The organism is Bacillus sp. 105MF, from assembly GCF_000374885.1.
GTDB classification, from domain to species: Bacteria; Bacillota; Bacilli; order Bacillales; family Bacillaceae_G; genus Bacillus_A; species Bacillus_A pseudomycoides.
On record NZ_KB895567.1, the window covers coordinates 209,689 to 236,613 of the forward strand.

The following is a 26,925-nucleotide window of genomic DNA, read 5'->3' on the forward strand; positions in this document are numbered from 1 at the left end:
GGAAAAAGGGAGCGAAGATAACTTCAAGCTCCCCATCCTTTACTTTTTAAACCCAAACAATTGTCATAAAAGCTAAAATGGTTAACAACCCTATCAATAATCCAGAATATAAGAAAAAGGTTGCTGCTTCATGTCCCTTATGACTCATATGCATGAAATAATACAATTGAAATATTACTTGAACAACAGCTAATAGTAAAATAAATGGTACAGAGAAAAGAGGACTAAATGTTTTCGGATAAGCGACTGCCACAAAAGCTACAATCGTTAAGAAAATCATTAGACCAAATGTAATCACTTGATGTCTCATTTCCTCAGCACTTTTTTTTCTACGATAAACAAGATCTACTTTTGAGTTACTTGTATTTGTTTGCTTTATCGCCATTGTTTATCCCACCATTCCCATCAAGTATACTACAGTGAAAATAAACACCCATACTACATCAATAAAGTGCCAGTAAATAGATGCAACGTAAAACTTTGGAGCATTATATAAATTCAGCCCGCGCTTCGCATTCCGAAAAACTAATGTTAAGATCCATAATAATCCGAACAATACGTGTAATCCATGAGTTCCAACAAGCGCATAAAACGCTGAACCAAATGCACTACTTCTCATCGTATGTTTGAATTCGTGTGTATAATGATAAAATTCATAAATCTCAAACCCTAAAAACCCTAATCCTAATAGTACTGTAACAAGTAACCAAAGCTGCATTTGCTTAAAGTTAAAGTTCTTCATATGATACATCGCATACACGCTTGTTAAACTACTTGTTAACAAAAGCATCGTCATAATAAAGACAAGTGGCATTTGAAACATTTCTTGAGAAGTGGGGCCACCGTTTGTAGAATTTTTTAACGCTAAATATGTGCCAAATAAGGAAGCGAACAATACAGTTTCGCCTCCAAGAAATAGCCAAAATCCAACAAACTTATTTTTCCCCTCAAGGGTTGCTTTTTCAGGCTCTGCTGGAAACGTTTCATTTGTTAATTTTTCCTCTACATGCATTACGCCGTGCCCCCCTTATCATCTAAATCTTCTTTATGAATATGATAACCATGATCATCAATTACTGAACGTAAGAACATTGCACCAAATGTAATGATAAGTCCAATAATTGCAACCAATAACCAAAACTTATCTTTCCCACCTTGCATGTACATCGCACCAAATGCTGCTATAAATAATCCAAGAGATATAACAAATGGTGAAAATGAAGGGTTTGGCATATGAATATCACTAACAGGCTCTGCTGGTGTTATTTCTTTATTCCCTTCACGTTTTTCAATCCAGAACGGATCTAATCCGCGAACGAATGGTAATTGTTTAAAATTGTATTCTGGTGTAGGTGCAGGCATTGTCCATTCTAATGTACGAGCATCCCACGGATCGCGGCCAGCTTTCTCTTTAGACAACGATGTTTTCACAACATTAAATAACAGAACGATCGTTCCTAGCCCCATAAATACAGCACCAATCGAACTAATTAAGTTCCCCGTTTCTAATCCTTGGCCTGGTAAATACGTAAAGTAGCGACGTGGCATACCAATTAAACCAAGGAAATGCTGGATAAAGAATGTTAAATGGAAGCCGATAAAGAACAACCAAAATGTTATTTTCCCCAAGGTTTCATTTAATACTTTGTTAAACATAAGTGGCCAATAATAATGTGCACCTGCTAATAGTCCAAATACAACTCCACCAACGATTACGTAGTGAAAATGCGCTACAACGAAATAGTTATCATGGAATTGATAGTCAGCTGGAGCCGAGGCAAGCATGACCCCTGTTACACCACCCATTACAAATGATGGAATAAAAGCAACAGCCCACATCATTGGCGTTGTAAACCTGATACTTCCACCCCACATTGTAAAGAGCCAGTTAAATATTTTAATACCAGTCGGAACTGCAATTGCCATTGTTGCAACTGAGAAAATAGCGTTCGCAACAGGTCCAAGACCAACTGTAAACATATGATGCGCCCATACCATAAATCCTAAAAATCCAATTAACACCGTTGCAAATACCATAGATGAGTAACCAAATAGTCGTTTTTTAGAGAATGTAGCGAAAATTTCTGAGAATATTCCGAAAGCTGGAAGGATAAGAATATACACTTCTGGATGACCGAAGATCCAGAATAAATGTTCCCATATAATCGTGTTCCCCCCTAAAGCTGGGTTAAAGAAACTTGTGCCAAATAAGCGATCTAACATAAGTAGTGCCAATCCCACTGTTAATGGTGGGAAAGCAAATAAAATAAGTGAAGAAGTTACAAATGTTGTCCATGTAAACATTGGCATACGCATATATGTCATTCCAGGTGCACGCATATTAATAATTGTGACAAGGAAGTTAATACCACCAATCAGTGTACCTATACCTGATATTTGTAACCCTAGTACATAAAAATCAACACCATGTCCTTTAGAAGCAAGAGATAACGATGCATAAGATGTCCACCCTGCATCAGGTGCCCCTCCTAAAAACCAACTTAAGTTTAAAAATACTCCACCGAAGAAAAATAACCAAAATCCAAGTGAATTTAAAAATGGAAACGCCACATCCCGTGCCCCAATTTGAAGTGGTACAGCGGCGTTCATAAATGCAAACACGAGCGGCATAGCTGCGAGGAAAATCATTGTTGTACCGTGCATCGTTAATACTTGGTTATAAGCATCCCCAACAAGAAAAGCATTGTTTGGAATCGCTAATTGAAGACGGATAAATAATGCCTCTATTCCGCCAATGATAAAAAACAATCCACCTGCAATTAAATAGAGAATGGCAATTTTTTTATGGTCTACTGTCGTCAAATAATCCCATACAACAGCACCCATCCCCTGTTTTTTTGCTACAGAACTCACGTTTTCAACCTCCCCTTCGCAAATAATCCCTCTTTACTTCTCAACTTTTAACGTTTTCAAATATGCATTTAATGCATCTACTTGACCGTCCGTTAAGTTGCCATATTTACCAGTCATTTTATTTCCTGGCTTCATATTTTCAGGATCCTTTAACCATTTTTTTACGTTTTCTTCATTATTTTCAGCAATGCCGGCAACCATATCGCGATCAGCAAAGTTTGCTAGGTTTGGTGCGATACGTGCAGAAGGTGGTCTACTATCATTTGATCCAGTTGCATGACAACCAATACAGCTTTTGTTGAATATTTCTTGACCTTCTTGTTCTTTTGGAGAAGAAACTTCCTTCTTACCATCAAGTTTCTTCATATCAGCAATCCAATCTTTGTACTCGCTTTCATCAAGAGCCTTTACTTTAAATTGCATTAAAGAATGTGATGGGCCACAAAATTCTGTACAAAAACCATTATAAGTTCCTGATTTATCTGCCTTTAACCACATTTTATTGACATTATCCGTATTCGTATCCATTTTCCCAGCTAAAGATGGGACCCAAAACGAATGTTTAATGTCAGCACCTTTCAAATTCAAATATACTTTTTTACCTGTGGGGATAACTAGGTCTTGCGAAGTTACTATCTTTTCTGATTTATAAGAAAATTCCCACCAATAAAGATTCGCTGTTACATCAACAACGATTGTGTCTTTATCAATATTCTTTTTCTCCATCGCACTTACATCAGCAAGTTTGAATGTATATGTAACAGTTGGAACAGCCAATATCAGCAAAAGAATAATCGGAATGACTGTCCATATAATTTCTAGTTTGTGATTTCCTTCAACTTGCTTTGGGATATAATCTTCTTGACCCTTCTTTTGTCGGAAACGCACAATTACATACAAGAAAATAATAGTAACTACAAGTACGACACCTACCATAATTGCACTTGCTAACAAGAGTAAATCATATTGCATTTTTGCTACTTCACCTTGCGGAATTAAAGTAGATTGAAAGGCTTTACCGCATCCCCCTAACAGTAAAGCCAGCAGTGAAACGAATGAAAGCAGTCGCCACTGTTTCTTCATACAAACAACCCCCACTTTCTTTGTGAATTAGATTGTACTTTATTTATAGTAAGTAAAGTAAATCTCAACGTAAAGAAATCCCCTCATGTCGTTGTCTTAGAAGAATGTAACTACAATCATTGACACAAATAAGATTGTCAAGTAATTCAAGGAGTAGACAAACATTTGTACGGACCATTTTATGTCATCCTTCTTACGGAATCCATAGAATCCTAATACGATCCATCCAATGTTAAGCAATGTTGCAATTACCATAAATGTTACTCCCAGTCCACTCATATAAAATGGTAATGGTAATAAACATACTGTCCAAATCATGATTTGACGTTTTGTAATATCAAATCCATGTACAACAGGAAGCATGGGAATACCTGCATTTCGATATTCATCAACACGTTTCATCGCTAACGCGAGGAAATGTGGGATTTGCCAAATAAACATAATTAAAAATAGCATCCAAGCAATTGGATGATCTAAACTAGGATCAACTGCTGCCCAACCAATTAAAGGTGGAACTGCTCCAGATACACTACCTACTACTGTATTTAGTGTATATGCTCGTTTTGTCCATAATGAATACAAAACAACGTATGTGAAAGCACCGATGAAACCTATAATTGCTGCCATTGGTGTTGTAAATAACAAGAATACAAAACCAAGAAGCAATAAAGTCATACCTAATGTTAACGCAAAACCAGATTTATATTTTCCTGTTACTGTCGGACGATTTTTTGTCCGTTCCATTAAGTGATCGATATCCCGATCAATATAGTTATTCAAGCTACATGATCCTGCCATAATTAAAGCCGAGCCGACAATTGTAAAGAACATTTTATCCAAATGGTTAACAGCATTTAATCCATTAAAGTGTAAAGCCAACCAAAATCCTGTAAATACCGTAAGTGTATTCGAGTTTACAATCCCCATCTTAACGAGCGCTAATAAATCTTGTACACGTGTTGTTTCCGGCACATTTGTTATAGCTGACTCATCATGCAGCTCACTTGTTGCATGGTTCATCATTTCAACCCCCTCTTAAAACTTTCATCCTTCTTTCGCGTCTTTACTTTACAAAAGTATTACGCTTCTATATAGCAATATTATTACAGTAGAAATGTTGTTTTCTCACTCTACTACTAATCTACGCTCATACTCGAGTATATTAAATCATATTTCCCTAACAATTTGTGAAGAAAACGTGAACTTTTTGTGTCGGATAACAAAAAAGTTTCTCCCATTACTTCCTAATCATAACATGAGGTTACCTTCTATAATAAACTATTTTGTCATATTTAGCATATATTCTTCCCATTTCTTTTTATAATAGAAATAATTTCTCCTAAAATATGTAATTAAAATCCCATTTTTTTCTTATTCCAAACTCTTTATCCCCTCTCTCCATTTCTTTGCTATTTTATTATTTTTTATATATCATAGGACTGTAGCGCATTTTGTTCTATAAAATTGATGGAATGAAAATATTTCGCAATAACTTCATAACAGAAAGATGGTGAAACAGATTGCAACGCTTTATTAAATGGTTAGCAGTCATTACAAGCCTCGACTTACTAGGGGTTTTATTAGGAGGGGCTTTAGTTACAAAAACAGGTTCAGGTCAAGGATGCGGTAAATCCTGGCCACTTTGTAATGGTGAACTCGTTCCCTCTAATCTATCAATGGAAACGATTATTGAACTAAGTCACCGCTTAACATCCGGATCGGCAGGGATTCTCGTTACACTTCTTTGTATCCTATCCTGGAAATATTATAAACATGTACGTGAAACAAAAACGCTAGCTGTTTTATCTTTCGTATTTTTAGTGGCACAAGCACTCATGGGAGCTGCCGCAGTTGTTTTGGGACAAGTACCTGCTGTATTAGCTATTCATTTTGGTATTTCTTTAATTTCGTTTGCTTCTGTCATTTTACTAACGTGCCTTATTTTTGAAATCGACAAAAAATTCGATGCACGTTCTCTCATTATGGACAAAAAAATGAAATTTCATATTTACGGTGTAACAATTTACAGTTATATTGTCGTCTATACAGGAGCTTTAGTACGTCACGAGCGTGCAAGTTTAGCTTGTCCAGACTTTCCACTTTGTAGTAAAAACAGACCATGGCCTACTCAATTGCATGAATGGGTTCAAATGGGACACAGGGTTGCCGCAATATTAATATTTGCTTGGATCCTATACGCAATGATTGTTGCTATTCGTCACTATAAACAGCACCGGGTTGTATATTGGGGATGGATTATCTCATTTATTCTCGTTACACTTCAAGCAGTTGTTGGTATTTTAGTCGTTTATACTAATGCAAGTTTATCAATGGCATTGTTACATTCACTCTTTATTTCTTGTCTCTTTGCTGTATTATGCTATTTAGTCATGTTAGGTACACGTAGCACAGCAAATGCAAAAGAGGCACACCCATCAACTACAACGCAAAATAAACAATCGTTTTAATAACTTGCCACTGTGGCAAGTTATTATTTTTATATAAAGAAAAGAGCTGCCTTCAAGCAACTCTTTTCTTTATTATTATTGTTCTAGTTCAATAAGTAAATCGCCTGTTTGAATCGCATCTCCATCTTTTACATATACTTTCTTCACTTTTCCATTGAATGGCGCCTGAACCGTCGTTTCCATCTTCATCGCTTCTGTAATTGCCATGGAATCGCCTTTTTTCACTTCATCACCTTCATTTACAACAACTTTAATGACCGTTCCCGGCATTGTTGCACTAATATGATTTGGATTCTCACGATTCCCTTTCACACGCTGCGCGACTGTTGATTTAACACCTTCATCTTTCACAACAATTTCACGCGGTTGCCCGTTAAATTCAAAGTAAAGTACACGTGTCCCATCTGGTTGTGGTTCACCAATTGATACTAATTTAACCATTAATGTTTTACCACGTTCAATTTCCACACCAATTTCTTCACCAAGCCTCATACCATAGAAGAATGTTGGCGTATCGAGTACAGACACGTTTCCATAAAGCCCAGCGACTTTTTCATAATCCATAAATACTTTTGGATATAATGCATATGCAACAACATCAAAAATCGTTACTTCACGTCCAAGTTTATGGAACAACTCTTCTTTTAAAGCATCGAAGTCCACTGGTTCTAACAATTCCCCTGGTCTTACTGTTAATGGCTCTTTCCCTTTTAAAATGATTTTTTGTAATTCTTTCGGGAAGCCACCATATGGTTGTCCAAGATCTCCAGAGAACATTTCCACAACAGAACCTGGGAAATCTAAAGAATGCCCACGCTCAAAAATGTCTTGTTCTGTAAGGTGATTTTGTACCATAAATAGCGCCATGTCGCCAACAACTTTTGATGATGGTGTTACTTTTACAATATCACCAAACATATCATTTACACGGCGATACATCACTTTCACTTCATCAAATCGGTCTCCTAAACCAACTGCTTTCGCTTGTTGTTGAAGGTTACTATATTGACCACCTGGCATTTCATGCATATATACCTCTGTATGAGGTGCATTCATACCACTTTCAAATGGTGCATAATATTTACGAACATCCTCCCAGTAATGTGAAAGTTTTTCTAATGAATCCACATTAACATCTGGTTGTCTTTTATTTCCACCTAGCGCATAATATAACGTATTTGCACTTGGTTGTGATGTTAGACCTGCCATTGAGCTTACAGCTACATCGACAATATCAACACCTGCTTCAATTGCTTTCGTATACGTTAAAACACCATTTCCACTTGTATCATGCGTATGAAGGTGAATCGGAATCGATACCGTTTCTTTTAAAGCAGAAACTAAATCATAGGCTGCATTTGGTTTTAATAATCCAGCCATATCTTTAATACCTAGAATATGTGCTCCTGACGCTTCCAATTCTTTCGCTAAGTTTTTATAATAATTTAAGTCATATTTACTGCGCATTGGGTCATGGATATCCCCTGTATAACACATTGTTGCCTCTGCAATTTTGCCACTCTCTCTTACAGCATCAATTGCAACTCTCATACCTTCCACCCAGTTTAAGCTATCAAAAATACGGAATACATCGATACCAGCTTGCGCTGAACATTCTACAAATTTTTGAATTAAATTATCTGGATAGTTTTTATAACCAACCGCATTTGATGAACGAAGAAGCATTTGGAATAAAACATTTGGCATTCTTTCACGAAGTTCTAATAATCGTTCCCATGGATCTTCTTTTAAGAAACGATACGCAACATCAAACGTTGCACCGCCCCACATTTCCGCTGAGAATAAATTCGGTAACATTCTAGCTGTCGGTTCAGCAATTTGGTTTAAATCTTTTGTACGAATCCGTGTTGCAAGTAATGATTGGTGCGCATCTCGGAATGTTGTATCTGTTAAAAGTACACGTTTTTGATCTTGCACCCATTTTACTAATCCATCCGCTCCGCGTTCGTCTAAAATTTGTTTTGTTCCATCTTGAATCGATTCATAATGTTTTACATTTGGTATACGTGCATCTGGGAAAATTGGCTTCTCTTTCTTCCCTACTCCTGGGAAACCATTTACTGTTACCGTACCAACATAACTTAACATCTTTGTTCCACGGTCTTTACGTTTTGGAAACACGAACAGTTCAGGTGATGCATCAATAAATGACGTATCATATTCCCCTGACAAGAAGTTTTTATGTTTTACTACATTCTCTAAGAATGGAATGTTTGTTTTAATCCCACGAATACGAAACTCTTTTAAGTTGCGCTCCATTTTCGCAGCCGCTTGTTCAAATGTAAGCGCCCAAGTTGTTACTTTTACAAGTAATGAATCATAGTACGGTGTAATAACAGCCCCTTGGAAACTGTTACCTGTGTCAAGACGAACGCCAAAACCACCACCAGAACGATACGCCATAATTTTCCCTGTATCAGGCATAAAATTATTAAGCGGATCTTCTGTTGTTACACGAGATTGAATCGCATAACCATGCACAATAACGTCTTCTTGTTTTGGTATACTTACGATTGGGCTATGTAAAGCGTGTCCATCTGCAATTAAAATTTGTGACTGAACAATATCAATGCCTGTAATCATCTCTGTAATTGTATGTTCTACTTGAACACGTGGATTTACTTCAATGAAATAAAAGTCATCACCTTTTACAAGGAACTCAACCGTACCAGCATTTAAATAATTTACATTTTTCGTTAACTGTACCGCTGCTTCACAAATACGATGACGAAGATCATCTGAAAGTGACACGCTTGGCGCAATTTCAACTACTTTTTGATGACGACGTTGTACAGAGCAATCACGCTCATATAAATGCACAACATTTCCTTCTTCATCTGCTAATATTTGAACTTCTATATGTTTAGGTTTTTCAACGAATTTTTCAACATACACTTCATCATTACCAAAAGCTGCTTTCGCTTCTGATTTTGCACGATCATAAGATTCTTTTAATTCATCACCGCTACGTACAATACGCATACCGCGGCCACCACCACCAAGTGATGCTTTAATAATTATCGGGTAATCATACTTCTTAGCAAACTCTTCAACTTCTTCTAGTGAATTAATAGGTCCATCGCTGCCAGGAATAACTGGAATATTTGCTAATTGCGCTTGTGTTCTTGCTTTTACTTTATCTCCAAACATATCTAAATGTTTGCTCTTTGGTCCGATAAAGATAATTCCTTCTTCTTCACAACGTCTAGCAAATTGGATATTTTCTGACAAGAAACCATATCCAGGGTGAATTGCATCCACGTGATTGCTTTTTGCAATCTCAATAATACCTTCAATATCAAGGTAAGCATCGATTGGTTTTTTGCCTTCTCCCACTAAATAAGATTCATCCGCTTTATAGCGATGGTAAGAACCGCTATCCTCTTTTGAATAAATTGCAACTGTATTTAATCCAAGTTCTGAACAAGCTCGGAATACACGAATTGCAATTTCTCCACGGTTAGCTACTAAAACTTTTTGAATACGTTGCAGCTTTGTCATGATTTTCCCCCTCTACTTTCCTACCACTTTAGAGATTAAATAGGTACACGCTCTAAAAGCGTGAAGTTCTTCACTTTCTTTTCTAAACTATACTCGGAAAGCTTCACCTTATTTTTATACATCATACCTTATTTTTTAACAAATGATAAGTTTTCTGATCAATTTGTTTCACAAAAATAGTATAGCACAACTCTTCTTTTTCTGACAGTTTTATTGTATAACACATTAAAATATTTATGACACACTATTGTTATTTAAACCAAACAAAGTATAACTTATTAAAAAACAACATAATAAAAAGGTTTTGTGTCATCAAACACAAAACCTTTTTATTTCACAACAACAAGATGTGGCTCACCTTGTTGTTTTTTCTCATATATTTCTTTTTGTTGCTTCTCTTGTCGTTTCACATAACTCCCTAAGTTCAACAATATACCCATTGCAAATAGATTCGCCATTAAAGAACTACCACCATAACTGACAAACGGCAAAGGCACACCAGTAAGAGGCATTAGCCCAGACATACCACCAATGTTAACAAACGTTTGCACCCCAAACAGGCTAGCAATACCTATAGCAATTAAACTTCCAAATGGATCCTTACACTTTTGAGCAATTCGCAATGCACGAATAATAATAAGTAACAAACTAATTAAAACAATCGCTACACCGACAAAACCAAGTTCCTCAGATATGATCGCCATAATAAAGTCTGTATGCGGCTCAGGTAAATACCCAAATTTTTGTATACTATTACTAAGTCCTCTACCATTCAGTCCACCTGAAGCAATTCCAATAAAGGAATTCACCAGCTGAAATCCATCACCCTGTGGATCATCAAATGGATTTAAAAACACCGCAAAACGTGCTTTTTGATAAGGTTTCAATGCATAATTACCAACTAAGTATAAAAGCGGAATCCATACAATTGTGCTTAATGCAAGACGCTTTATCCACTTGTTAATCGGAATCCCTGAACAAAGAAACATAATTCCGACAATACCTATGATTAACAAAACTGTTCCTAAATCATTTTGTTTACGAATTAAAAACAATATTAATCCTATAAACATAATCGTACCTGCTGATCCCTTCCAAACTGAAGTATCAGTTTCTTGCCTTCTCGCAAAGAAACGCGCGAGTACAATAATGATAGCAATTTTAACAAATTCAGCGGGCTGTATACCAAGCACCCATGCTTGCGCACCATTTACTTTCTTTCCAATCAATAATGCTAACGCTAGCAATCCAATACTACCTGTCATCATTAATAACAAAACAATTCGTTTTCTCCAAACGTGGTACGGAATAGCAACGATAATTCCTAACCCTACGGTTCCAATAGCTAGAGCTAATAATTGCTTATTAAAAAAGAAATCGGCCGGTTTTTCATGCCTTGTAATTGCTACAATAGAGCTAGAACTGTATACCATTATAACTCCCAGTACACATAAAATAGCAAGAGGAAGCAATAATGAATAATCCATTGACTTCCATACTTTTTTCATTCAATATCCTCTTTCTGTTTTCAGTTTAATTGTTGTATTCCATATGTATTGGAATTCTTCCTGCTTTATTATACAAATAAAAAGCTCAAACTTAGTCAGTTTGAGCCCCCTTATTTGAACCCTTTATTGTTGTTTGTTTGTAAATGCTTCATGAAGTGCTGATAATTCCCGTTCGAGCTCTCCTAACATTTCTTTCCCTTGCTCTTCTGTAATAAGACCAAGACGAACCGCAAAGTCAACTTCACGGGATAGTCCAAACATTTGCGTGTCCAACACTTCTTCATATAATGGACATTGCGGCATCGTAAGGTGGTCCATTTGCACCTTAATAAGTCTTAAAATCTTCTCCGCATCCGCTTTTAGAAGGGCAAGTGCCTTTTCCTGATGATTTGCTACTGTCTCAGACGCCAAATTGATTCCCTCCGTTTCCGTCCTACTCTTCTATCCTATCTATTAATATTAGCGATAGTTTTAATAAATTGCAATAGAAACATTTTTTGTGACAATCGTGTCTAATGCTATTATACTGAAAAGTGGGAGCATAATACAAATGGGGGAACAACAATGAGTGAAATTTTATTTATAAATGGAAAAGTACGCTTTCCGATCACACTTGACCCAAGCGTTTGGATTTTTGATGATCGAAAAGTAGATTTAACAACTTACTTCACCGAAACGAAAGAAGAAAAATCAGAATTAGAAGACTATCTCAAACACACTTCCGAACATTGGGATCGTGAAATCCGTGATGGTGCCGCTTTTCCACCTATTCAAAAAAGCGTAAAAAAATTTAAAAAGGAACAGCTTATTACAGGAACGTTTGGCATACCACTTCATCCCTTTTTCAAAAATGCTGAAATTACAGCTGAAGCAACACATGTTGAAATCCACACATTGCATGATTCAATCACACTTTCATTAGAAGAAGCAAACAATGTTATTCTTGGATTTTCAAAAGATGGAAAACCATTACGAGAAGATGGACCTGTCCACCTTTACTTTGGTGACGGCTCTAATATAAACAATCCAATTCGAAATATCCGTAAGTTTACAATTATTTAAAAAAGGAGTAGGCAAAAGCCACTCCTTTTTTTCCACTCTTTGCGGTCAGAAGTATTCCCACCTCAAAATTTAACAACAGCAAAACAGTTAGACTTCGGCTGATGAAATCCCTCACTGATTAAAGTTTCACTTTATAATAAGTCCGCTGCTAGTTGTGCTAAATTAGAACGCTCTCCTTTTACAAACTTTACATGTCCGCTAATTTTTTGTTCTTTAAATTTCTCTACAACATACGTTAAACCATTATTATATTCATCTAAGTAAGGATGATCAATTTGTTGTGGATCTCCCATTAATACAATTTTACTTTTTTCTCCAACCCTTGTTAATATTGTTTTCACTTCATGTTTCGTTAAATTTTGCGCCTCATCAATAATAATAAATTGATCTGGAATACTTCGTCCTCGTATATAAGTAAGCGCCTCTACTTCAATTGAACCCATACCCGCTAAAATCGCATCTAATTCGCCTGGTTTTTTTGTATTAAATAAATACTCTAGATTATCGAAAATTGGTTGCATCCACGGTCTTAACTTTTCTTCTTTTTCTCCTGGTAAATATCCGATATCCTTACCAACTGGAACAATCGGCCGAGCAACAAGGAGTTTTTTGTACAATCCTAAATCCTCCGTTTGCATAAGACCAGCAGCTAACGCGAGTAATGTTTTACCAGTTCCTGCTTTCCCTGTTAACGTTACGAGTGGAATATCTTCACGAAGCAACAATTCTAATCCCATAATTTGCTGCACATTCCGTGGGCGTATTCCCCAAACTTGCTCATTATGAAAAATAAGTTTCTTCACTTTTTTCCCTGAATAATCAACAATTCCAAGTGCAGAGCTAGAACCACCTAATGCATCTTTCATCACGATAAATTGATTTGGATAAAATGGATGATTTGCAATTTCCGATAAAGGAAATTCTCCTTTTTCATAAAAATAATTGAGCTGTTCTTTTGATATGTAACCTTCTAAAAAACCTGAATATATATTTTCTACTTCAATTACACGATCACTTAAATAATCTTCAGCTTGTAAACCAAGAGCATCTGCTTTTACTCTCACAAGTACATCTTTACTTACTAAAATGACAGACTTTCCATTCTCTTTCTCTTGCTCTTCTAAGAATAAATTTTTCGCAACAGCTAAAATACGATTATCGTTTGTTTTTTCAACAAAAATATCTTGCAGTTGAACAAATGAGCGATGGTTTAATTCAATACGAAATGTCCCTCCATTTTCAAGGGGTATACTCTCATGCAGTTTTCCTAATTCGCGAAATTTATCTATCAATTTAGATACATAACGAGCATTTCGTCCGACTTCATCCATGTAGCGTTTTTTCGAATCAACCTCTTCTAATACAACTGCTGGAATCACTACCTCATTTGTTTCAAAAGAAAAAATAGATAAAGGATCCTGCAAAAGTACATTCGTATCTAACACATAAATTTTATCCAACCTGTTACCCCCTGACTCCACTTTTAAATTTGTAGAACAAGGGTTTCATCCATAATCATGATATGGACGAACCATTGTTATAATTATATGTAATGTATTAACGAGGCAGAATCGAAATTCATATAAATTAAAACTTTTTTTAATCATTTTTCTCATTCATAACTAGGTATCGTATTCATTCGTCAAAATTTATATTCTAACATGCAGCAAAGATTCCTTATTCACTCAGGTTAAAATAGCAGAAAAGGATGAACAACCATAGTGTTCATCCACTTTTCTACAATTCTTTCATCGCCGTTAACACTTGATTATCAAGTGTTTCAGCAGCACGAGGATCATATGTTTTTTCATATGTTGGTTCCGAAGCAAGCTTTGCTCCATAAAACATAACATCACGTACTTCTTGAACAGATACTTCTACTGCAGTTAATTTGAGTGGACTGCCATCCAATCTCTCCTTTAAAATCTTTGCTTCACCGCTAATGGAAAATACAGATTCATTTGCCATTACAGTGAGTACAATCCCTGCATGATGGCGCAAATTTTCCGCAATACGAGAGCGTTGATCAATCGCAAATCGAATACTTGTCTCATTTATTGCATATACCCATGAAATAGCACTTACATTCGGAACAGCCTTTTCAAAATCAATTGTTGCAATTGTTATAATACGTCCTTCACGTAAAGATTGAACTAAAGAATCTGTCAATGTAGGTTCTACTACATTTGCCATATTTCCACCTCCAAAATTTTATTTATCTTAATGATAACTTATTTTTCGAATTGCGAAAATATTATTTTTTCCCCCTATAGTTCAAAAATATCAAATTTACATGATATACTTATATCGATAGAATTTGTATTGAGGTGACGAAATGAGAGTCAAATGCATGCTTTGTGATAAAAAAGAAGAGTTAGATGACGAAAATCCTATGGCCAAAAGGCTTCGTAACCGTCCTATTCATACATATATGTGCATGGAATGCACAGAACGTATTGCAGAACGTACAATGGAACGCCATGCAACTGGAAATTTCCACTTATATCGTGATAAAACTATAGAAGATGAGTGGTAAACTATCAAATAAGTCCTTAATCATTCAGATGAGGGCTTATTTATATTTCTCCGGCTCTCGTTTCATTTGATCTAAGAAACAATCTATAAGCTCTATCGGAAATCTTATAGATTGTTTTTCTCCTTCTTGTTCATATGTAACCAAATACATATCTTCTTTTTTTTCCACCGTTATATCTCTTAATTGATGATCTTCATGTAACATGTTATGAAACAGTAAATATGTTTCTTGCGCAGCTGCATCATGCGGGCGTGCTTCCGCGACAGTTTTAATTGTTAGCCAATTATATAATGCATCTTGTACAGAACGCATGAAACATCCCCCCTTTAACCCACTCTTTGTTGCTTTGCTTGGCGTAAGCGTAATCTATAAATACCGAATACAATCGCTGTCACAACAAGTCCTTCTCCTACTGGTAAAAACACTCCCAAAAAAGTTAAAACTGTACATCCAATTGCTAAGGATATATAAATCACAATGTTTTTTAGTAACGGTAACTTCCTAGCAAATCCTAAATTATATACGAGTGCACTTAGTATAATCATTGTACCGTAAAGCTGCCACATCCCTACTTCTGGATTCACATCTACATTGTATAACTTTGCAAAAAATGACATTCTCTCTAGCATTATACTTCTCCCCTTCATCTAGCAAAGATGAATATAAATCCCCCTATCTAAAATAAAGATAGAAAATAATCCATATCGGCCAAATTCATTCAACTAACTAGCAGCGTCTTACTTCTTAATTTTTAAATTCTATGTTGTCTACTATAAGATTACCTTGTAGAAAAAATACTGTCTAGACAAAAGATTAAATTTTCGAAAAATAAATAAATTAAAAAAGCTGCCTTTTTAATGAAAAGGCAGCTTTATCTTTTACGCTTCTACAGATTTCTTTTTCTTAGCAGCTCTTTCGCGCTCGCTCTTATCAAGAATCTTTTTGCGAAGACGGATTGATTCTGGTGTTACTTCACAGTACTCATCGTCATTTAAGTATTCTAATGACTCTTCTAATGTCATGATACGAGGTTTTTTCATTGTTGACGTTTGGTCTTTTGTTGCAGAACGAATGTTAGTTTGTTGTTTCATTTTTACAACGTTAACTGTTAAATCATTCTCACGTGTATGCTCCCCAACAATCATACCTGCATATACTTCTGTACCTGGTTCAACGAAGATTACACCACGGTCTTCAACTTGCATAATACCGTATTGTGATGCTTTTCCTGTTTCAAGTGAAACTAGAACACCTTGGCGACGTCCACCAACTTGTCCAGCATGTACTGGCTGATAGCTATCGAATGTATGGTTTAAAATACCGTAACCACGTGTTAAAGTTAAGAACTCTGTTGTATAACCAATTAGGCCACGTGCTGGAACCATAAACGTAAGACGAACTTGACCGTTTCCGTTATTCACCATATCTAACATTTCACCTTTACGTGCACCCATTGACTCCATAATAGAACCAGTATACTCTTCTGGCACGTCAATTTGTACACGCTCTACAGGCTCACATCTTACACCATCAACATCTTTAATAATTACTTCTGGTTTAGATACTTGTAATTCATATCCTTCACGACGCATGTTCTCAATTAAGATTGATAAGTGTAACTCTCCACGTCCAGATACAATCCATGCATCAGGAGAATCTGTGTTATCTACACGTAAGCTTACATCTGTTTCTAGCTGTGCACGAAGACGCTCTTCAATTTTACGAGATGTAATATATTTACCTTCACGACCTGCAAATGGACTGTTATTTACAAGGAATGTCATTTGTAATGTTGGCTCATCGATACGTAGTAATGGTAATGCCTCTTGATGCTCAACTGGACATACTGTTTCACCAACGTTGATGTCTTCCATACCTGAAACAGCTACTAAGTCTCCAGCTTTTGCTTCTTCAATTTCTTGGCGTTTTAATCCAATGTAACCAAATAATTTAGTTACACGGAATTGTTTCACACTTCCGTCAACCTTCATTAATGCTACTTGTTGTCCTACTTTCATTGTACCGCGGAATACACGGCCAACCCCAATACGGCCAACATAGTCATTGTAATCAAGAAGTGCTACTTGGAATTGAAGTGGCTCTTCGCTATTATCAATTGGTGCTGGAATATGTTCAATGATTGTGTCAAATAATGATTTCATATTCTCTTCTTGATTTGCTGGGTTTGAATCTAAGCTTGCTGTTCCATTCATTGCTGATGCGAATACAACAGGGAACTCTAATTGATCTTCGTTTGCACCAAGCTCAATGAATAAGTCAATTACTTCGTCAACCACTTCATCAGGACGAGCAAAGTCACGGTCAATTTTGTTTACAACCACGATCGGAGTTAAGTTTTGTTCTAATGCTTTCTTTAAAACAAATCGTGTTTGAGGCATACAACCTTCGTATGCATCAACAACAAGTAAAACACCATCAACCATTTTCATAATACGCTCTACTTCACCACCGAAGTCAGCGTGTCCAGGTGTATCTAAAATGTTAATTCGTTTATCTTCATAGTGAATCGCTGTATTTTTCGCTAAAATGGTAATACCGCGTTCTCTTTCTAAATCATTTGAATCCATTGCACGCTCTTCTACGTGCTCATTTGCACGGAACGTCCCCGCTTGACGTAATAATTGGTCAACAAGTGTTGTTTTACCATGGTCAACGTGGGCGATAATTGCTATATTGCGTAAATCTTGTCGTTTTTTCAACATGTCCAACTCCTAGTGTCTTTTTAATCCTTCTCTATTATAAGAGCGAAGGTGATACAATGGCAATCAAAATAAAATCAAGAATGAAAATATAGTTGTATTCTTACTTTTGTGAAAGTAAAATGAAATTGGAGGGTGAAGATATGGAACACATTCAATATCGCTTTTTATTAACGGCTATTATCGGTGTTATTTTCTTAATTGGCATTGGAATTATGATTGCTGAAAATAGTCCCATCGGTATTATTATTTGCATTATTGGCACATTTGTTACAGTTGGATATGGATTTATAACAAAACGCAAAATGCGCAAATCACAGTAACAGTAAAAAGTAAGAAGCTACTTCTTGGCCTCTTACTTTTTTTGTTACTGTGATACAAATGGTAGTAGCTCTTCATATACTCCCGGCTTCGCAACTAATACACTGCTTTTTTCCACGATAGAAAGAGTAGTGCCAGCAAATGTCGTCACCTTACCACCAACTTCTTCTACAATAATCATTCCACCGCCAAAATCCCAAGGAGATAATCGTGGCGTCACGTAAGCATCCAATCTTCCGGTTGCAACATAGACCATTTCTAGCGCTGCACATCCATATGATCGTGTCCCTCTTGCCAATTTCACAAGCTGCATCATTTTCTCCATATTAAGTAATGGATTATCAGTGAGCCAAGTTGCATTTAACGCAATTATTCCATGCTCCACTGTACTTTTCTCAAGAGTAGGAATGGATGTACCATTACAAAAAGCTCCTTCACCTTTTACAGCATGATACAGTTCTTCATGAACCGGATCATAGACGAGACCGATTTTTCCGATACCGTTCTCATAAATGCCAATTGAAATCGCAAAGTTTCTTTTTTGATGAACAAAATTCATCGTACCATCAATTGGATCAATTAACCAAACAACTCCATCCGAAGAAGCAACCTCATCTCCATACCCTTCTTCTCCTAAAATATAATGATCTGGGAATGTTTGTTTAATTTTCCCAATCAAGAACTGTTCTGTTTCTCGATCCATATTTGTTACTAAATCAGCTGCATTTGATTTTGTCTCTACAATAAGTGTCTTTTGCAATGATGCCATTAAACGCTCGCCAGCTTCTCGAATCCACTGCTTTGCATTTGTATCGATTTCTTTCCATACCTCTTGCATGTTTAAACACTCCGATCTATACTGTTCACAGAAAAAACGAACCCTTTATAAGGTTCGCACCAACTTATTTTTCATACATATACTATTATTACGCTTCTAAACGAATCATTTCAAGTCTTAGTACTTCTAATTTTTGCACGCACTCTTCTTTTTTCTGATTATCATTTTCCATCATTGCATCGTATAGCGTTGCTAATTCATAATCTAACTCCAATCTTAGCACCGGAATTCTTTTTTCAGCATCTGTTCTCTTTAACGCATTAATCACCTGTCTCATTTTTATTGCCTCCTCCCAATATTCGTCTGCCCTTGGACTGTAATTAACTTAATTTTCTGATTTTTTTGTTTTATACTATATTATGTTGGATAAATCATCTATGCAACATAATTATATTTTTTTACGTAAATTTTTTATGCTGATTTTTTTATGAATAGTACAAGCTATGCTAAAATTAAAAACAAACTAGGAGTTGGAGGAACAGTCATGACATTACAAACATTTAAAGAAAAGGACTTTGCAGTCTTTTCTGTTGATGGCCTTGAAGAGCGAATGAATGCTATTAAAACAAACATTCATCCTAAATTAGAAGCTCTAGGCGAACAATTTTCTCATTATTTATCAGAACAAACTGGTGAAGCTTTCTTCTATCATGTAGCGAAACACGCACGTCGTAAAGTCAATCCACCAAACGATACTTGGGTTGCTTTTTCAACAAATAAACGCGGTTATAAAATGTTACCACATTTTCAAATCGGTTTATGGGGAACCCACGCTTTCATATACTTTGGTTTAATCTATGAGTGTCCACAGAAAGTGGAAGCGGCTCATGCCTTCTTAGGACATTTAAATGATTTAAAAACAAATATACCAAATGACTTCGTTTGGTCCATTGACCATACTAAACCAGGTGTAAAACCGCATAACATGCTTGAAGCAAATGAATTACAAAAAATGATTGAACGCTTAGCCACTATAAAAAAAGCAGAGTTACTAGTAGGTATTCACATCTCACCAGAAGAATTTTCAACACTTACTGATGAACAATTTCTTACAAAGGTTGAAGCTACGATGCAATCACTCCTTCCTTTATATAAAATTTGTAATCGATAGTAGAAAACGGACAATGTACATTGTCCGTTTTTAGTTGTTATCCCATTATAGCACTTTGAATTTAAATTTTCAAAATATTTTTACACTTTTACAATCTTTTGTTCTTCTACTTCTTTCGCTTTTTGAATTGCCCGATATATAGAGTAACCACTTACCTCTTGAAACTCTTTATCAATTTTCTTCTCTTCTGCTTTCGACGGTACAATTTCTTTAAAACGACGATATAATCTCATCAATTCTTCTCTAACAATACCTTTTTCATATGCCTTTTCAATTGCCTCATAGAATGTCACGATTGCAATCATCTCATCATTTGACCAATCATAATCAAGTGGATATTGATATTCCATATGTACACCTCATCCATTTTTATTTTCTACCATTATGCTACCTTAAAAATAAAACTTTCAACCTTCTTTGCTATAGCCACTTTGCATTATACACTATTTCTCTTTTATTATGGAATTGTCTCCCTTCATAACTGAAGACAACAGAGCAATAAAAGACATATGTCTTCTTTCTTGTTTGAAACTGAACCACTGATAAAGTGAAATTCCAATCATTTCTTTCGCATTCTTCACTAATTATGAGCCCTGATCAATCGGGCTTTTACGTACATTCTATCCCCCACCTAATTTCTTTGCTTTCACTGATTTTTAAGAGGTAGATATTATTGACTGCAACTAATAGGATGAAATATAACTCTATCTGTAGGATTCGACGTATCTCTTCGTTTTCTCTGAACCTTGGGCCAAGAGCTTCCTACCTACGAATAAAAGAATAAACTTACTACTAATTATGCATATAATAAAAATAATAATTTTCCCTATACATATATAATCATTGGTGATATAATGCTTTTGTTTTATTGAAAATAAAGTGAAGCTTCCATGACAAAATTTTTGAATGGTAAGTAGAACAATTCAAGTTCTTATAGACGGTTATATAACTATACAAGGGAAATAACTTTCTTATTGAACAAGATAAACATAAAACAATTCATAATAAATATTACGAAGAAGAAGGGGTGTATAGATTGTCCCAATACAAAACACCATTGTTTACCGCTTTAGTAGAGCACAGTAAGCGAAATCCAATTCAATTCCATATCCCAGGTCATAAAAAAGGACAAGGAATGGATCCTATGTTTCGCGAATTTATTGGGCATAATGCATTAGCAATTGATTTAATTAATATCGCGCCGCTCGATGATTTACATCATCCAAAAGGTATGATTAAAGAGGCTCAAGACTTAGCAGCGACTGCGTTCGGTGCAGATCATACTTTCTTTTCCGTCCAGGGAACAAGCGGTGCAATTATGACAATGGTGATGAGCGTTTGTGGCCCAGGTGATAAAATCCTTGTACCACGAAACGTTCATAAATCTGTAATGTCAGCCATTATTTTCTCAGGTGCAAAACCAATTTTCATTCATCCTGAAATTGATCCGAAGCTCGGTATTTCACACGGGATTACGATTCAATCTGTAAAAAAAGCACTTGAGGAGCATTCAGATGCAAAAGGATTACTTGTTATTAACCCAACGTATTTCGGATTTGCTGCAGACTTACAACAAATTGTAAAATTAGCTCATTCCTACGATATACCTGTATTAGTAGATGAAGCTCACGGTGTTCATATTCATTTTCATGAGGAACTACCGATGTCAGCCATGCAAGCTGGTGCAGATATGGCAGCAACAAGTGTCCATAAATTAGGAGGATCCTTAACACAAAGTTCTATTTTAAATGTAAAAGAAGGTCTTGTGAATGTAAAACATGTCCAATCTATTATTAGCATGCTTACAACAACATCAACTTCTTATATTCTATTGGCTTCTTTAGATGTTGCCAGAAAACGCCTTGCGACTGAAGGACAAGAATTAATCACAAAAACAATTCAGTTAGCTGAACATGTCCGCAATACTGTAAATAAGATTGAAAACCTATACTGCCCTGGTAAAGAAATGTTAGGTACGGATGCAACATTTAGTTATGATCCAACAAAACTGATTGTATCTGTCAAAAATTTAGGTATTACAGGTCATGAGGCAGAATTATGGTTAAGAGAACATTACAACATTGAAGTCGAGCTTTCGGACTTATATAACATTTTATGCCTCGTTACATTAGGGGATACAGAGGATGAAACCAACATTCTCATCCAGGCCTTACAAAAACTAGCAACTACATTTAAAGATAGAGCGGACAAAGGTGTTCAAGTACAAGTTGAAATTCCAGAAATCCCTGTACTTGCCCTCTCTCCTCGAGATGCTTTTTATTCAGAGACAGAGGTCATCCCATTTGAAAATGCTGCTGGCCGCATTATAGCTGATTTTGTAATGGTTTATCCACCAGGGATTCCAATCTTTACTCCAGGTGAAATTATTACACAAGAAAACTTAGATTACATTCATAAAAATTTAGAAGCGGGTCTGCCAGTACAAGGTCCCGAAGACATGACATTACAAACATTACGCGTTATTAAAGAATATAAGCCTATCATTTGATAGGCTTTTTTTTCACCATTTTTTCTTTTACTCATACCATACTAAAGAATGTAACGTATAGGTGGGGATACAGTTATGATTGTGATTGGTCGTTCTATTGTACATCCTTATATCACGAGTGAAAACGAACCGTTCGCTACTGAGAAACAACAAATATTAGCCATTATGGCTGGAAATCAAGAAGTATATGCATTCCGAACGGCTGATGAACTCATTTTCGATCTAAATTTACGAATTCATATTATTACATCTGCCTTAGAACTCTTTCAAAGCGGACTTCAATTCCGTACATTCCAAGAGTCCTATTGTAACCCTGAATTTTGGCAAAGGACACCACTGGGAGGGTTTCAACTACTCCCAAATGTACCACCCTCCGTCGCGATACGAGATATTTTTAAAAACGGAAAAAAATACGGAACAGAATGTGCAACAGCAATGATTATTATTTTTTACAAAGCACTTTTAGCTCTATATGATGACCAAATCTTTAATCACTTATTCGCAAACCTTCTACTATATACATGGGATTATGATCAAGATTTAAAACTGGTGACAAAAACCGGTGGGGATATCGTTCCTGGCGATCTTGTTTACTTTAAAAACCCACAAGTAAATCCAGCTTCGGTTGAGTGGCAAGGAGAGAATGCCATTTATTTAGGCAATTTCTTTTTTTATGGGCACGGTGTAGGAGTACAAACAAAAGAACAAATCATTTATTTATTAAATGAACGAAGAATTCCTTATGCCTTTATCTCAGCATATTTAACAGATTTTATTACACGAATAGATAGCCGTCTTATGAGTCAACATACTTCTGTTAATAATCTACAAACAACACTCAAATTTATTCCCATCAGGGACGATGCAATTGTTGCAACGGTTGGTCATACAACTACAATCTATTAAAAAAGGCGCCTGCAGATGTGCAGGCGCCTTTTTAATTATTGGGCTTTTGTATGCTCCTTGTGATCACATCCGCAAGATCCACATTTCCCGTAAAGTACTGTTGTTTTTTCATCTTCAAAGTGTGCGATTGTTCCTTCACAAGCTTGACATACAATTGTTCCCATTTTTTATTTCCCCCTGAGTTTCATTTATAGTTTCAAATCTTTATATTCATAAACTTCCTATATATTACTGGGCTTTTGTATGTTCATTATGATCACATTCACAATGAGATCCACATTTCCCATAAAGTATTGTTGTTTTTTCATCTTCAAAGTGTGCAATTGTTCCTTCACAAACTTGACATACGATTGTTCCCATTTTTCATTTCCCCCTAAGTTTATGGTCCTAAAAACTTTTTCAGCTGCAAGATTCCTATATATTATTGGGCTTTTGTATGCTCCTTGTGATCACATCCGCAAAATTCACATTTCCCGTAAAGTACCGTTACTTTCTCATCCTCGAAGTGTGCAATTGTACTTTCACAATCTTGACATACGATTGTTCCCATTTTTTATTTCCCCCTAAGTTTATAATCCCAAAAACTTTTGTAACCGCTTAACTTTCTGTCTTCATTTTAATATGTTATACTTTTTACGTCAATAGGTTTTTAGTATAACACATTAAAAATTTTATTTTACATTAGTATGAGACAATAACAAAAAAACAGTCATATCTTAATAAGTACGACTGTTCCCATTTGTTTATTCTTCATATTCAGCATGTAAAGAAGTAGGTGGTACAAGAAACTTAAAGAACTGTGCTAAATCATCCGCCTCCTCCTCCGATTGTAATTTAAAGACCTGTTGTAAATGTTGAACATTATCTACATCATCTTGTCCTAGTAGAGTTGCTCTCCCTGTTTGCATGCACACGACAAGAGGTTTCCCAAAAAACATATTTGTATAAATGACCCCAAAGTCATAACGGTTCTCATGTGTCATAAATCCTAGAAATCGTACCTTCACACTTTCATGCTCATCATACAATTTTTCAAACATTTACTCCCTCCTTTCTTCACAACACTTTCTACTTGTATATATTAAACAAAACGAGGAATGATCCCTTTTTAATTGTCAAAAAATTTACAACAGTGTTAAAATAAATATATATATTACGTCAGGAGGAAAATCTTTATGCAACATGCATTTATTAAACTTGTACCTAAATCTAAACAACAAGCTATCTCATTAGAAGATGTAAAACAACTTTTTCGTTATTATAAAGAAATTACTTCCCAAACCGGTGTGCAAGTTAGCTATGCATATACTAACGTGGCATTTCCATACGAAATACTTGATACGTCTGATACTACACTTGAGCTAAAATCTAGTCATAATCGATATAATTCTATTTATGTGGGGGTTGGAATAGAAAACGAGCAAGCTTTCGTTCAAATCTCCTTACCTTCTACTGCCACATTTGGAGATAAAGGAAAAGCGAATGAATTCTGCCGTTTTTTAGCCAAGAAATTAGAAGGTGAATTAAGGTTATTTAATGGAAGAACAATGTATTTTTATAAACGCTAACCTGTGAAAAAGAGATATTTAATGAAAAAAAAGAACATACTATTTCCAATGGTGCAACAAACTGCCTCTTTTCTGGAGTGCAACATAAAATGTGCAATAACATAAGCTAAATAAAAAAATATAAAAAAAAGTAATACTTTGTAATGTGCTTTATCACGATTTGATAATAATAACACTAATGAAAACCCGCCCCATATAATAAAATGAAAGATCGAAACAAGTGATATTTTCAAGTCGTTGCCCCCTTTCATATGTCCTAGTTTATTACAATATATATGGGCATTTCAAAAAAATCATTACATAATATACGTAAGAAGCATCCTAGCTGTCCAAAATCTAAAGGACAGCTAGGATGCTTCTTCTTTTAAAAAAGATTTTACATATGAGAGCAAAGAACTTCCATTAAACAGATAATTATAGCAAGATTAAACTCTTTATATTTCTATAATTGTGATATAATATTTTACTGACTGCCTATAAACTTACAGAAAGGACTTAACATAAATGGTATTTAGTAACCTCTTATTCTTATGTTTGTTTTTACCTGCAGTGTTATTTGTATATTACACTGTTCGCAAAGAATTGCAAAATATTGTTCTTCTATTATTTAGCTTATTATTTTATGCGTGGGGAGAACCAATATATGTATTTCTCATGCTCTTTTCTATTTTTATAAACTATTGGTTTGGTATTTGGCTTGCCAAAGAAAGAGCAACTATACTTAGTAGAAAAATGCTCTTAACTTTAGCTATTATTATAAACACAGCTATTTTAGGTTATTTTAAATATGCTAATTTCTTAATCGATAATATAAATACAATGTTTCATACAAACATTGTATTAGAAAAGATTCCATTGCCGATTGGTATTTCCTTTTTTACTTTCCACGCTATGAGTTATATCATTGATATATATAAGAAGAAAGTAGATGCTCAGCGTAATATTTTTGATCTCGCATTGTACTTTACTGTTTTCCCTCAATTAGTTGCTGGGCCAATCGTTCGTTATAATACAATTTCTCATCAACTACATACCCGAACAGTTGATGCCGATAAATTCTCTGAAGGAGTTCGACGTTTTATCATCGGATTAGGAAAAAAAGTGTTAATCGCTAATCAATTAGGCGCTATTGCCGATGAAATTTTCGCCATGGATCCAGCAACCATGAGTGTTTCTACCGCTTGGATTGGTGCTATCGCTTATACACTACAAATCTATTTTGATTTTTCTGGGTATAGTGATATGGCAATTGGATTAGGAAAAATGTTTGGATTTGATTTTCTAGAGAATTTCAATTATCCATATATTTCAAAATCGATTTCTGAATTTTGGCGTCGTTGGCACATTTCACTTGGTTCGTGGTTCCGCGATTATGTCTATATTCCACTTGGAGGAAACCGAGTATCCAGCTGGAAAGTCTATCGTAATCTTTTTATCGTATGGGCACTAACAGGTTTTTGGCATGGAGCTAGTTGGACCTTTATGATTTGGGGAATTTATTACGGATGTCTCATTGCTTTAGAAAAAGTCGGTTTTGAGAAAGTGTTACAAAATATGTGGCGCCCGGCCCAACATGTATACGTTATGTTTTTAGTAATCATTGGATGGGTTTTCTTCCGAGCTGATAATTTTGCTTACTGTTTTGAATTTCTCCAAACAATGTTTGGAATAAATGGACCATTAACAGACATTAAGAGTTACTTCTATGTCATGAACTATTGGGGAATTTTTCTCCTGGCAATTGTTACTTCAGCTCCAATTTTTTCTTGGCTGAAAACTATGCTTTCAACAAAAAGGATAGTAATTTTATCTCCACTTTATTATTTAAGTGTGCTAATAATCGTTATGATGTATTTAACAAATGCAACGTATAATCCATTTATTTACTTCCGCTTTTAA

Annotated in this window: 30 protein-coding genes; 9 read left to right on the forward strand and 21 right to left on the reverse strand. The window is 35.4% G+C overall.

What is annotated here, in order from left to right; all coding sequences use genetic code 11:
• Positions 1–46: 46 nt before the first annotated feature.
• The 5 genes from ctaF to cyoE form a co-directional block, all read right to left on the reverse strand.
• A complete protein-coding gene (ctaF, locus tag C564_RS0106330; protein ID WP_003199718.1) occupies positions 47–385 on the reverse strand; it encodes a cytochrome c oxidase subunit IVB in 339 nt (112 codons plus the stop codon).
• Positions 386–388: 3 nt separating this feature from the next.
• Complete coding sequence (gene ctaE / locus C564_RS0106335) at positions 389–1,012, reverse strand: cytochrome c oxidase subunit III (protein ID WP_003199716.1); 624 nt, start codon at positions 1,010–1,012, stop codon at positions 389–391.
• Complete coding sequence (gene ctaD / locus C564_RS0106340; protein WP_179877643.1) at positions 1,012–2,847, reverse strand: cytochrome c oxidase subunit I; 1,836 nt, start codon at positions 2,845–2,847, stop codon at positions 1,012–1,014. The genes ctaE and ctaD overlap by 1 nt, the downstream gene beginning before the upstream one ends.
• A gap of 60 nt (positions 2,848–2,907) precedes the next feature.
• The gene (gene coxB, locus C564_RS0106345) at positions 2,908–3,957 is read right to left on the reverse strand and encodes a cytochrome c oxidase subunit II (RefSeq protein ID WP_018764771.1); all 1,050 of its coding nucleotides are present in this window, start codon (positions 3,955–3,957) and stop codon (positions 2,908–2,910) included.
• Between the two features lie 96 nt (positions 3,958–4,053).
• Positions 4,054–4,977 carry a heme o synthase gene (gene cyoE / locus C564_RS0106350; protein WP_018764772.1) on the reverse strand — a complete coding sequence of 308 codons (924 nt, stop codon included), beginning with the start codon at positions 4,975–4,977 and terminating at the stop codon, positions 4,054–4,056.
• A 500-nt stretch (positions 4,978–5,477) separates the two neighbouring features.
• Between cyoE and C564_RS0106355 the strand changes: the two genes are divergently transcribed.
• Positions 5,478–6,425 (forward strand): COX15/CtaA family protein, encoded by a 948-nt coding sequence (locus C564_RS0106355; protein ID WP_018764773.1) that lies wholly within the window; start codon positions 5,478–5,480, stop codon positions 6,423–6,425.
• 75 nt (positions 6,426–6,500) lie between these two features.
• Here the strand turns inward: C564_RS0106355 and pyc are convergent, their stop codons facing one another.
• From pyc to C564_RS0106370, 3 genes are all read right to left on the reverse strand, one after another.
• Entirely contained in the window at positions 6,501–9,947 is a 3,447-nt protein-coding gene (gene pyc / locus C564_RS0106360) for a pyruvate carboxylase (RefSeq protein ID WP_018764774.1), read from the reverse strand.
• Positions 9,948–10,276: 329 nt separating this feature from the next.
• Positions 10,277–11,455 (reverse strand): FtsW/RodA/SpoVE family cell cycle protein, encoded by a 1,179-nt coding sequence (locus C564_RS0106365; RefSeq protein WP_018764775.1) that lies wholly within the window; start codon positions 11,453–11,455, stop codon positions 10,277–10,279.
• Between the two features lie 123 nt (positions 11,456–11,578).
• Positions 11,579–11,866 (reverse strand): YlaN family protein, encoded by a 288-nt coding sequence (locus C564_RS0106370; RefSeq protein WP_003199704.1) that lies wholly within the window; start codon positions 11,864–11,866, stop codon positions 11,579–11,581.
• 153 nt (positions 11,867–12,019) lie between these two features.
• Between C564_RS0106370 and C564_RS0106375 the strand changes: the two genes are divergently transcribed.
• The gene (locus tag C564_RS0106375; RefSeq protein ID WP_006095802.1) at positions 12,020–12,517 is read left to right on the forward strand and encodes a hypothetical protein; all 498 of its coding nucleotides are present in this window, start codon (positions 12,020–12,022) and stop codon (positions 12,515–12,517) included.
• 131 nt (positions 12,518–12,648) lie between these two features.
• On the opposite strand, the gene C564_RS0106380 is transcribed toward C564_RS0106375, so the two are convergent.
• Both C564_RS0106380 and C564_RS0106385 read right to left on the reverse strand, forming a co-directional pair.
• Complete coding sequence (locus tag C564_RS0106380) at positions 12,649–13,977, reverse strand: PhoH family protein (RefSeq protein WP_018764776.1); 1,329 nt, start codon at positions 13,975–13,977, stop codon at positions 12,649–12,651.
• A gap of 277 nt (positions 13,978–14,254) precedes the next feature.
• A complete protein-coding gene (locus C564_RS0106385) occupies positions 14,255–14,710 on the reverse strand; it encodes a pyridoxamine 5'-phosphate oxidase family protein (RefSeq protein ID WP_003199697.1) in 456 nt (151 codons plus the stop codon).
• A 142-nt stretch (positions 14,711–14,852) separates the two neighbouring features.
• Here C564_RS0106385 and C564_RS0106390 point away from each other — a divergent pair, with 142 nt between their 5' ends.
• Positions 14,853–15,053 carry a YlaI family protein gene (locus tag C564_RS0106390; RefSeq protein WP_016116066.1) on the forward strand — a complete coding sequence of 67 codons (201 nt, stop codon included), beginning with the start codon at positions 14,853–14,855 and terminating at the stop codon, positions 15,051–15,053.
• Between the two features lie 36 nt (positions 15,054–15,089).
• On the opposite strand, the gene C564_RS0106395 is transcribed toward C564_RS0106390, so the two are convergent.
• From C564_RS0106395 to typA, 3 genes are all read right to left on the reverse strand, one after another.
• The gene (locus C564_RS0106395) at positions 15,090–15,365 is read right to left on the reverse strand and encodes a hypothetical protein (RefSeq protein ID WP_018764777.1); all 276 of its coding nucleotides are present in this window, start codon (positions 15,363–15,365) and stop codon (positions 15,090–15,092) included.
• A gap of 14 nt (positions 15,366–15,379) precedes the next feature.
• Positions 15,380–15,682 carry a YlaH-like family protein gene (locus C564_RS0106400; protein WP_018764778.1) on the reverse strand — a complete coding sequence of 101 codons (303 nt, stop codon included), beginning with the start codon at positions 15,680–15,682 and terminating at the stop codon, positions 15,380–15,382.
• 249 nt (positions 15,683–15,931) lie between these two features.
• On the reverse strand, positions 15,932–17,776 hold the full coding sequence (typA, locus tag C564_RS0106405) for a translational GTPase TypA (RefSeq protein ID WP_006095807.1): 1,845 nt from the start codon (positions 17,774–17,776) through the stop codon (positions 15,932–15,934).
• A gap of 140 nt (positions 17,777–17,916) precedes the next feature.
• Here typA and C564_RS0106410 point away from each other — a divergent pair, with 140 nt between their 5' ends.
• The gene (locus C564_RS0106410) at positions 17,917–18,096 is read left to right on the forward strand and encodes a DUF5325 family protein (RefSeq protein WP_000400124.1); all 180 of its coding nucleotides are present in this window, start codon (positions 17,917–17,919) and stop codon (positions 18,094–18,096) included.
• Positions 18,097–18,140: 44 nt separating this feature from the next.
• Here C564_RS0106410 and C564_RS0106415 read toward each other — a convergent pair whose 3' ends face one another.
• Both C564_RS0106415 and C564_RS0106420 read right to left on the reverse strand, forming a co-directional pair.
• Entirely contained in the window at positions 18,141–18,932 is a 792-nt protein-coding gene (locus C564_RS0106415) for an inositol monophosphatase family protein (RefSeq protein ID WP_018764779.1), read from the reverse strand.
• An 88-nt stretch (positions 18,933–19,020) separates the two neighbouring features.
• Positions 19,021–19,209 carry a hypothetical protein gene (locus C564_RS0106420; protein ID WP_001250169.1) on the reverse strand — a complete coding sequence of 63 codons (189 nt, stop codon included), beginning with the start codon at positions 19,207–19,209 and terminating at the stop codon, positions 19,021–19,023.
• Between the two features lie 207 nt (positions 19,210–19,416).
• On the opposite strand from C564_RS0106420, the gene C564_RS0106425 reads away from it, so the two are divergent.
• Positions 19,417–20,043, forward strand: a complete 627-nt coding sequence (locus C564_RS0106425) for a YktB family protein (protein WP_018764780.1) — start codon at positions 19,417–19,419, stop codon at positions 20,041–20,043.
• 80 nt (positions 20,044–20,123) lie between these two features.
• Here C564_RS0106425 and C564_RS0106430 read toward each other — a convergent pair whose 3' ends face one another.
• The gene (locus C564_RS0106430) at positions 20,124–20,393 is read right to left on the reverse strand and encodes a UPF0223 family protein (protein WP_003199680.1); all 270 of its coding nucleotides are present in this window, start codon (positions 20,391–20,393) and stop codon (positions 20,124–20,126) included.
• A 686-nt stretch (positions 20,394–21,079) separates the two neighbouring features.
• On the opposite strand from C564_RS0106430, the gene C564_RS0106435 reads away from it, so the two are divergent.
• Complete coding sequence (locus C564_RS0106435) at positions 21,080–22,552, forward strand: aminotransferase class I/II-fold pyridoxal phosphate-dependent enzyme (RefSeq protein WP_016116071.1); 1,473 nt, start codon at positions 21,080–21,082, stop codon at positions 22,550–22,552.
• Positions 22,553–22,627: 75 nt separating this feature from the next.
• Positions 22,628–23,458, forward strand: coding sequence for a protein-glutamine gamma-glutamyltransferase (locus C564_RS0106440; RefSeq protein ID WP_003199676.1), 831 nt, complete (start codon positions 22,628–22,630; stop codon positions 23,456–23,458).
• A gap of 35 nt (positions 23,459–23,493) precedes the next feature.
• Here the strand turns inward: C564_RS0106440 and C564_RS0106445 are convergent, their stop codons facing one another.
• The 4 genes from C564_RS0106445 to C564_RS0106460 all read right to left on the reverse strand — a co-directional run bounded on the left by C564_RS0106445 (position 23,494) and on the right by C564_RS0106460 (position 24,498).
• Positions 23,494–23,622, reverse strand: a complete 129-nt coding sequence (locus C564_RS0106445) for a GapA-binding peptide SR1P (RefSeq protein ID WP_006095810.1) — start codon at positions 23,620–23,622, stop codon at positions 23,494–23,496.
• A gap of 64 nt (positions 23,623–23,686) precedes the next feature.
• Positions 23,687–23,818 (reverse strand): GapA-binding peptide SR1P, encoded by a 132-nt coding sequence (locus tag C564_RS0106450; protein WP_018764781.1) that lies wholly within the window; start codon positions 23,816–23,818, stop codon positions 23,687–23,689.
• 61 nt (positions 23,819–23,879) lie between these two features.
• Positions 23,880–24,008 carry a GapA-binding peptide SR1P gene (locus C564_RS0106455; RefSeq protein ID WP_003199961.1) on the reverse strand — a complete coding sequence of 43 codons (129 nt, stop codon included), beginning with the start codon at positions 24,006–24,008 and terminating at the stop codon, positions 23,880–23,882.
• Positions 24,009–24,201: 193 nt separating this feature from the next.
• Positions 24,202–24,498, reverse strand: coding sequence for a DUF3055 domain-containing protein (locus tag C564_RS0106460; protein WP_003199960.1), 297 nt, complete (start codon positions 24,496–24,498; stop codon positions 24,202–24,204).
• Positions 24,499–24,633: 135 nt separating this feature from the next.
• On the opposite strand from C564_RS0106460, the gene C564_RS0106465 reads away from it, so the two are divergent.
• Complete coding sequence (locus C564_RS0106465) at positions 24,634–25,026, forward strand: DUF1885 family protein (RefSeq protein WP_018764782.1); 393 nt, start codon at positions 24,634–24,636, stop codon at positions 25,024–25,026.
• Here the strand turns inward: C564_RS0106465 and C564_RS36675 are convergent.
• Positions 25,023–25,259 carry a hypothetical protein gene (locus C564_RS36675; RefSeq protein WP_018764783.1) on the reverse strand — a complete coding sequence of 79 codons (237 nt, stop codon included), beginning with the start codon at positions 25,257–25,259 and terminating at the stop codon, positions 25,023–25,025. The two genes, C564_RS0106465 and C564_RS36675, sit on opposite strands and share 4 nt — an antisense overlap.
• A gap of 271 nt (positions 25,260–25,530) precedes the next feature.
• Between C564_RS36675 and C564_RS0106475 the strand changes: the two genes are divergently transcribed.
• The gene (locus C564_RS0106475; RefSeq protein WP_018764784.1) at positions 25,531–26,925 is read left to right on the forward strand and encodes an MBOAT family O-acyltransferase; all 1,395 of its coding nucleotides are present in this window, start codon (positions 25,531–25,533) and stop codon (positions 26,923–26,925) included.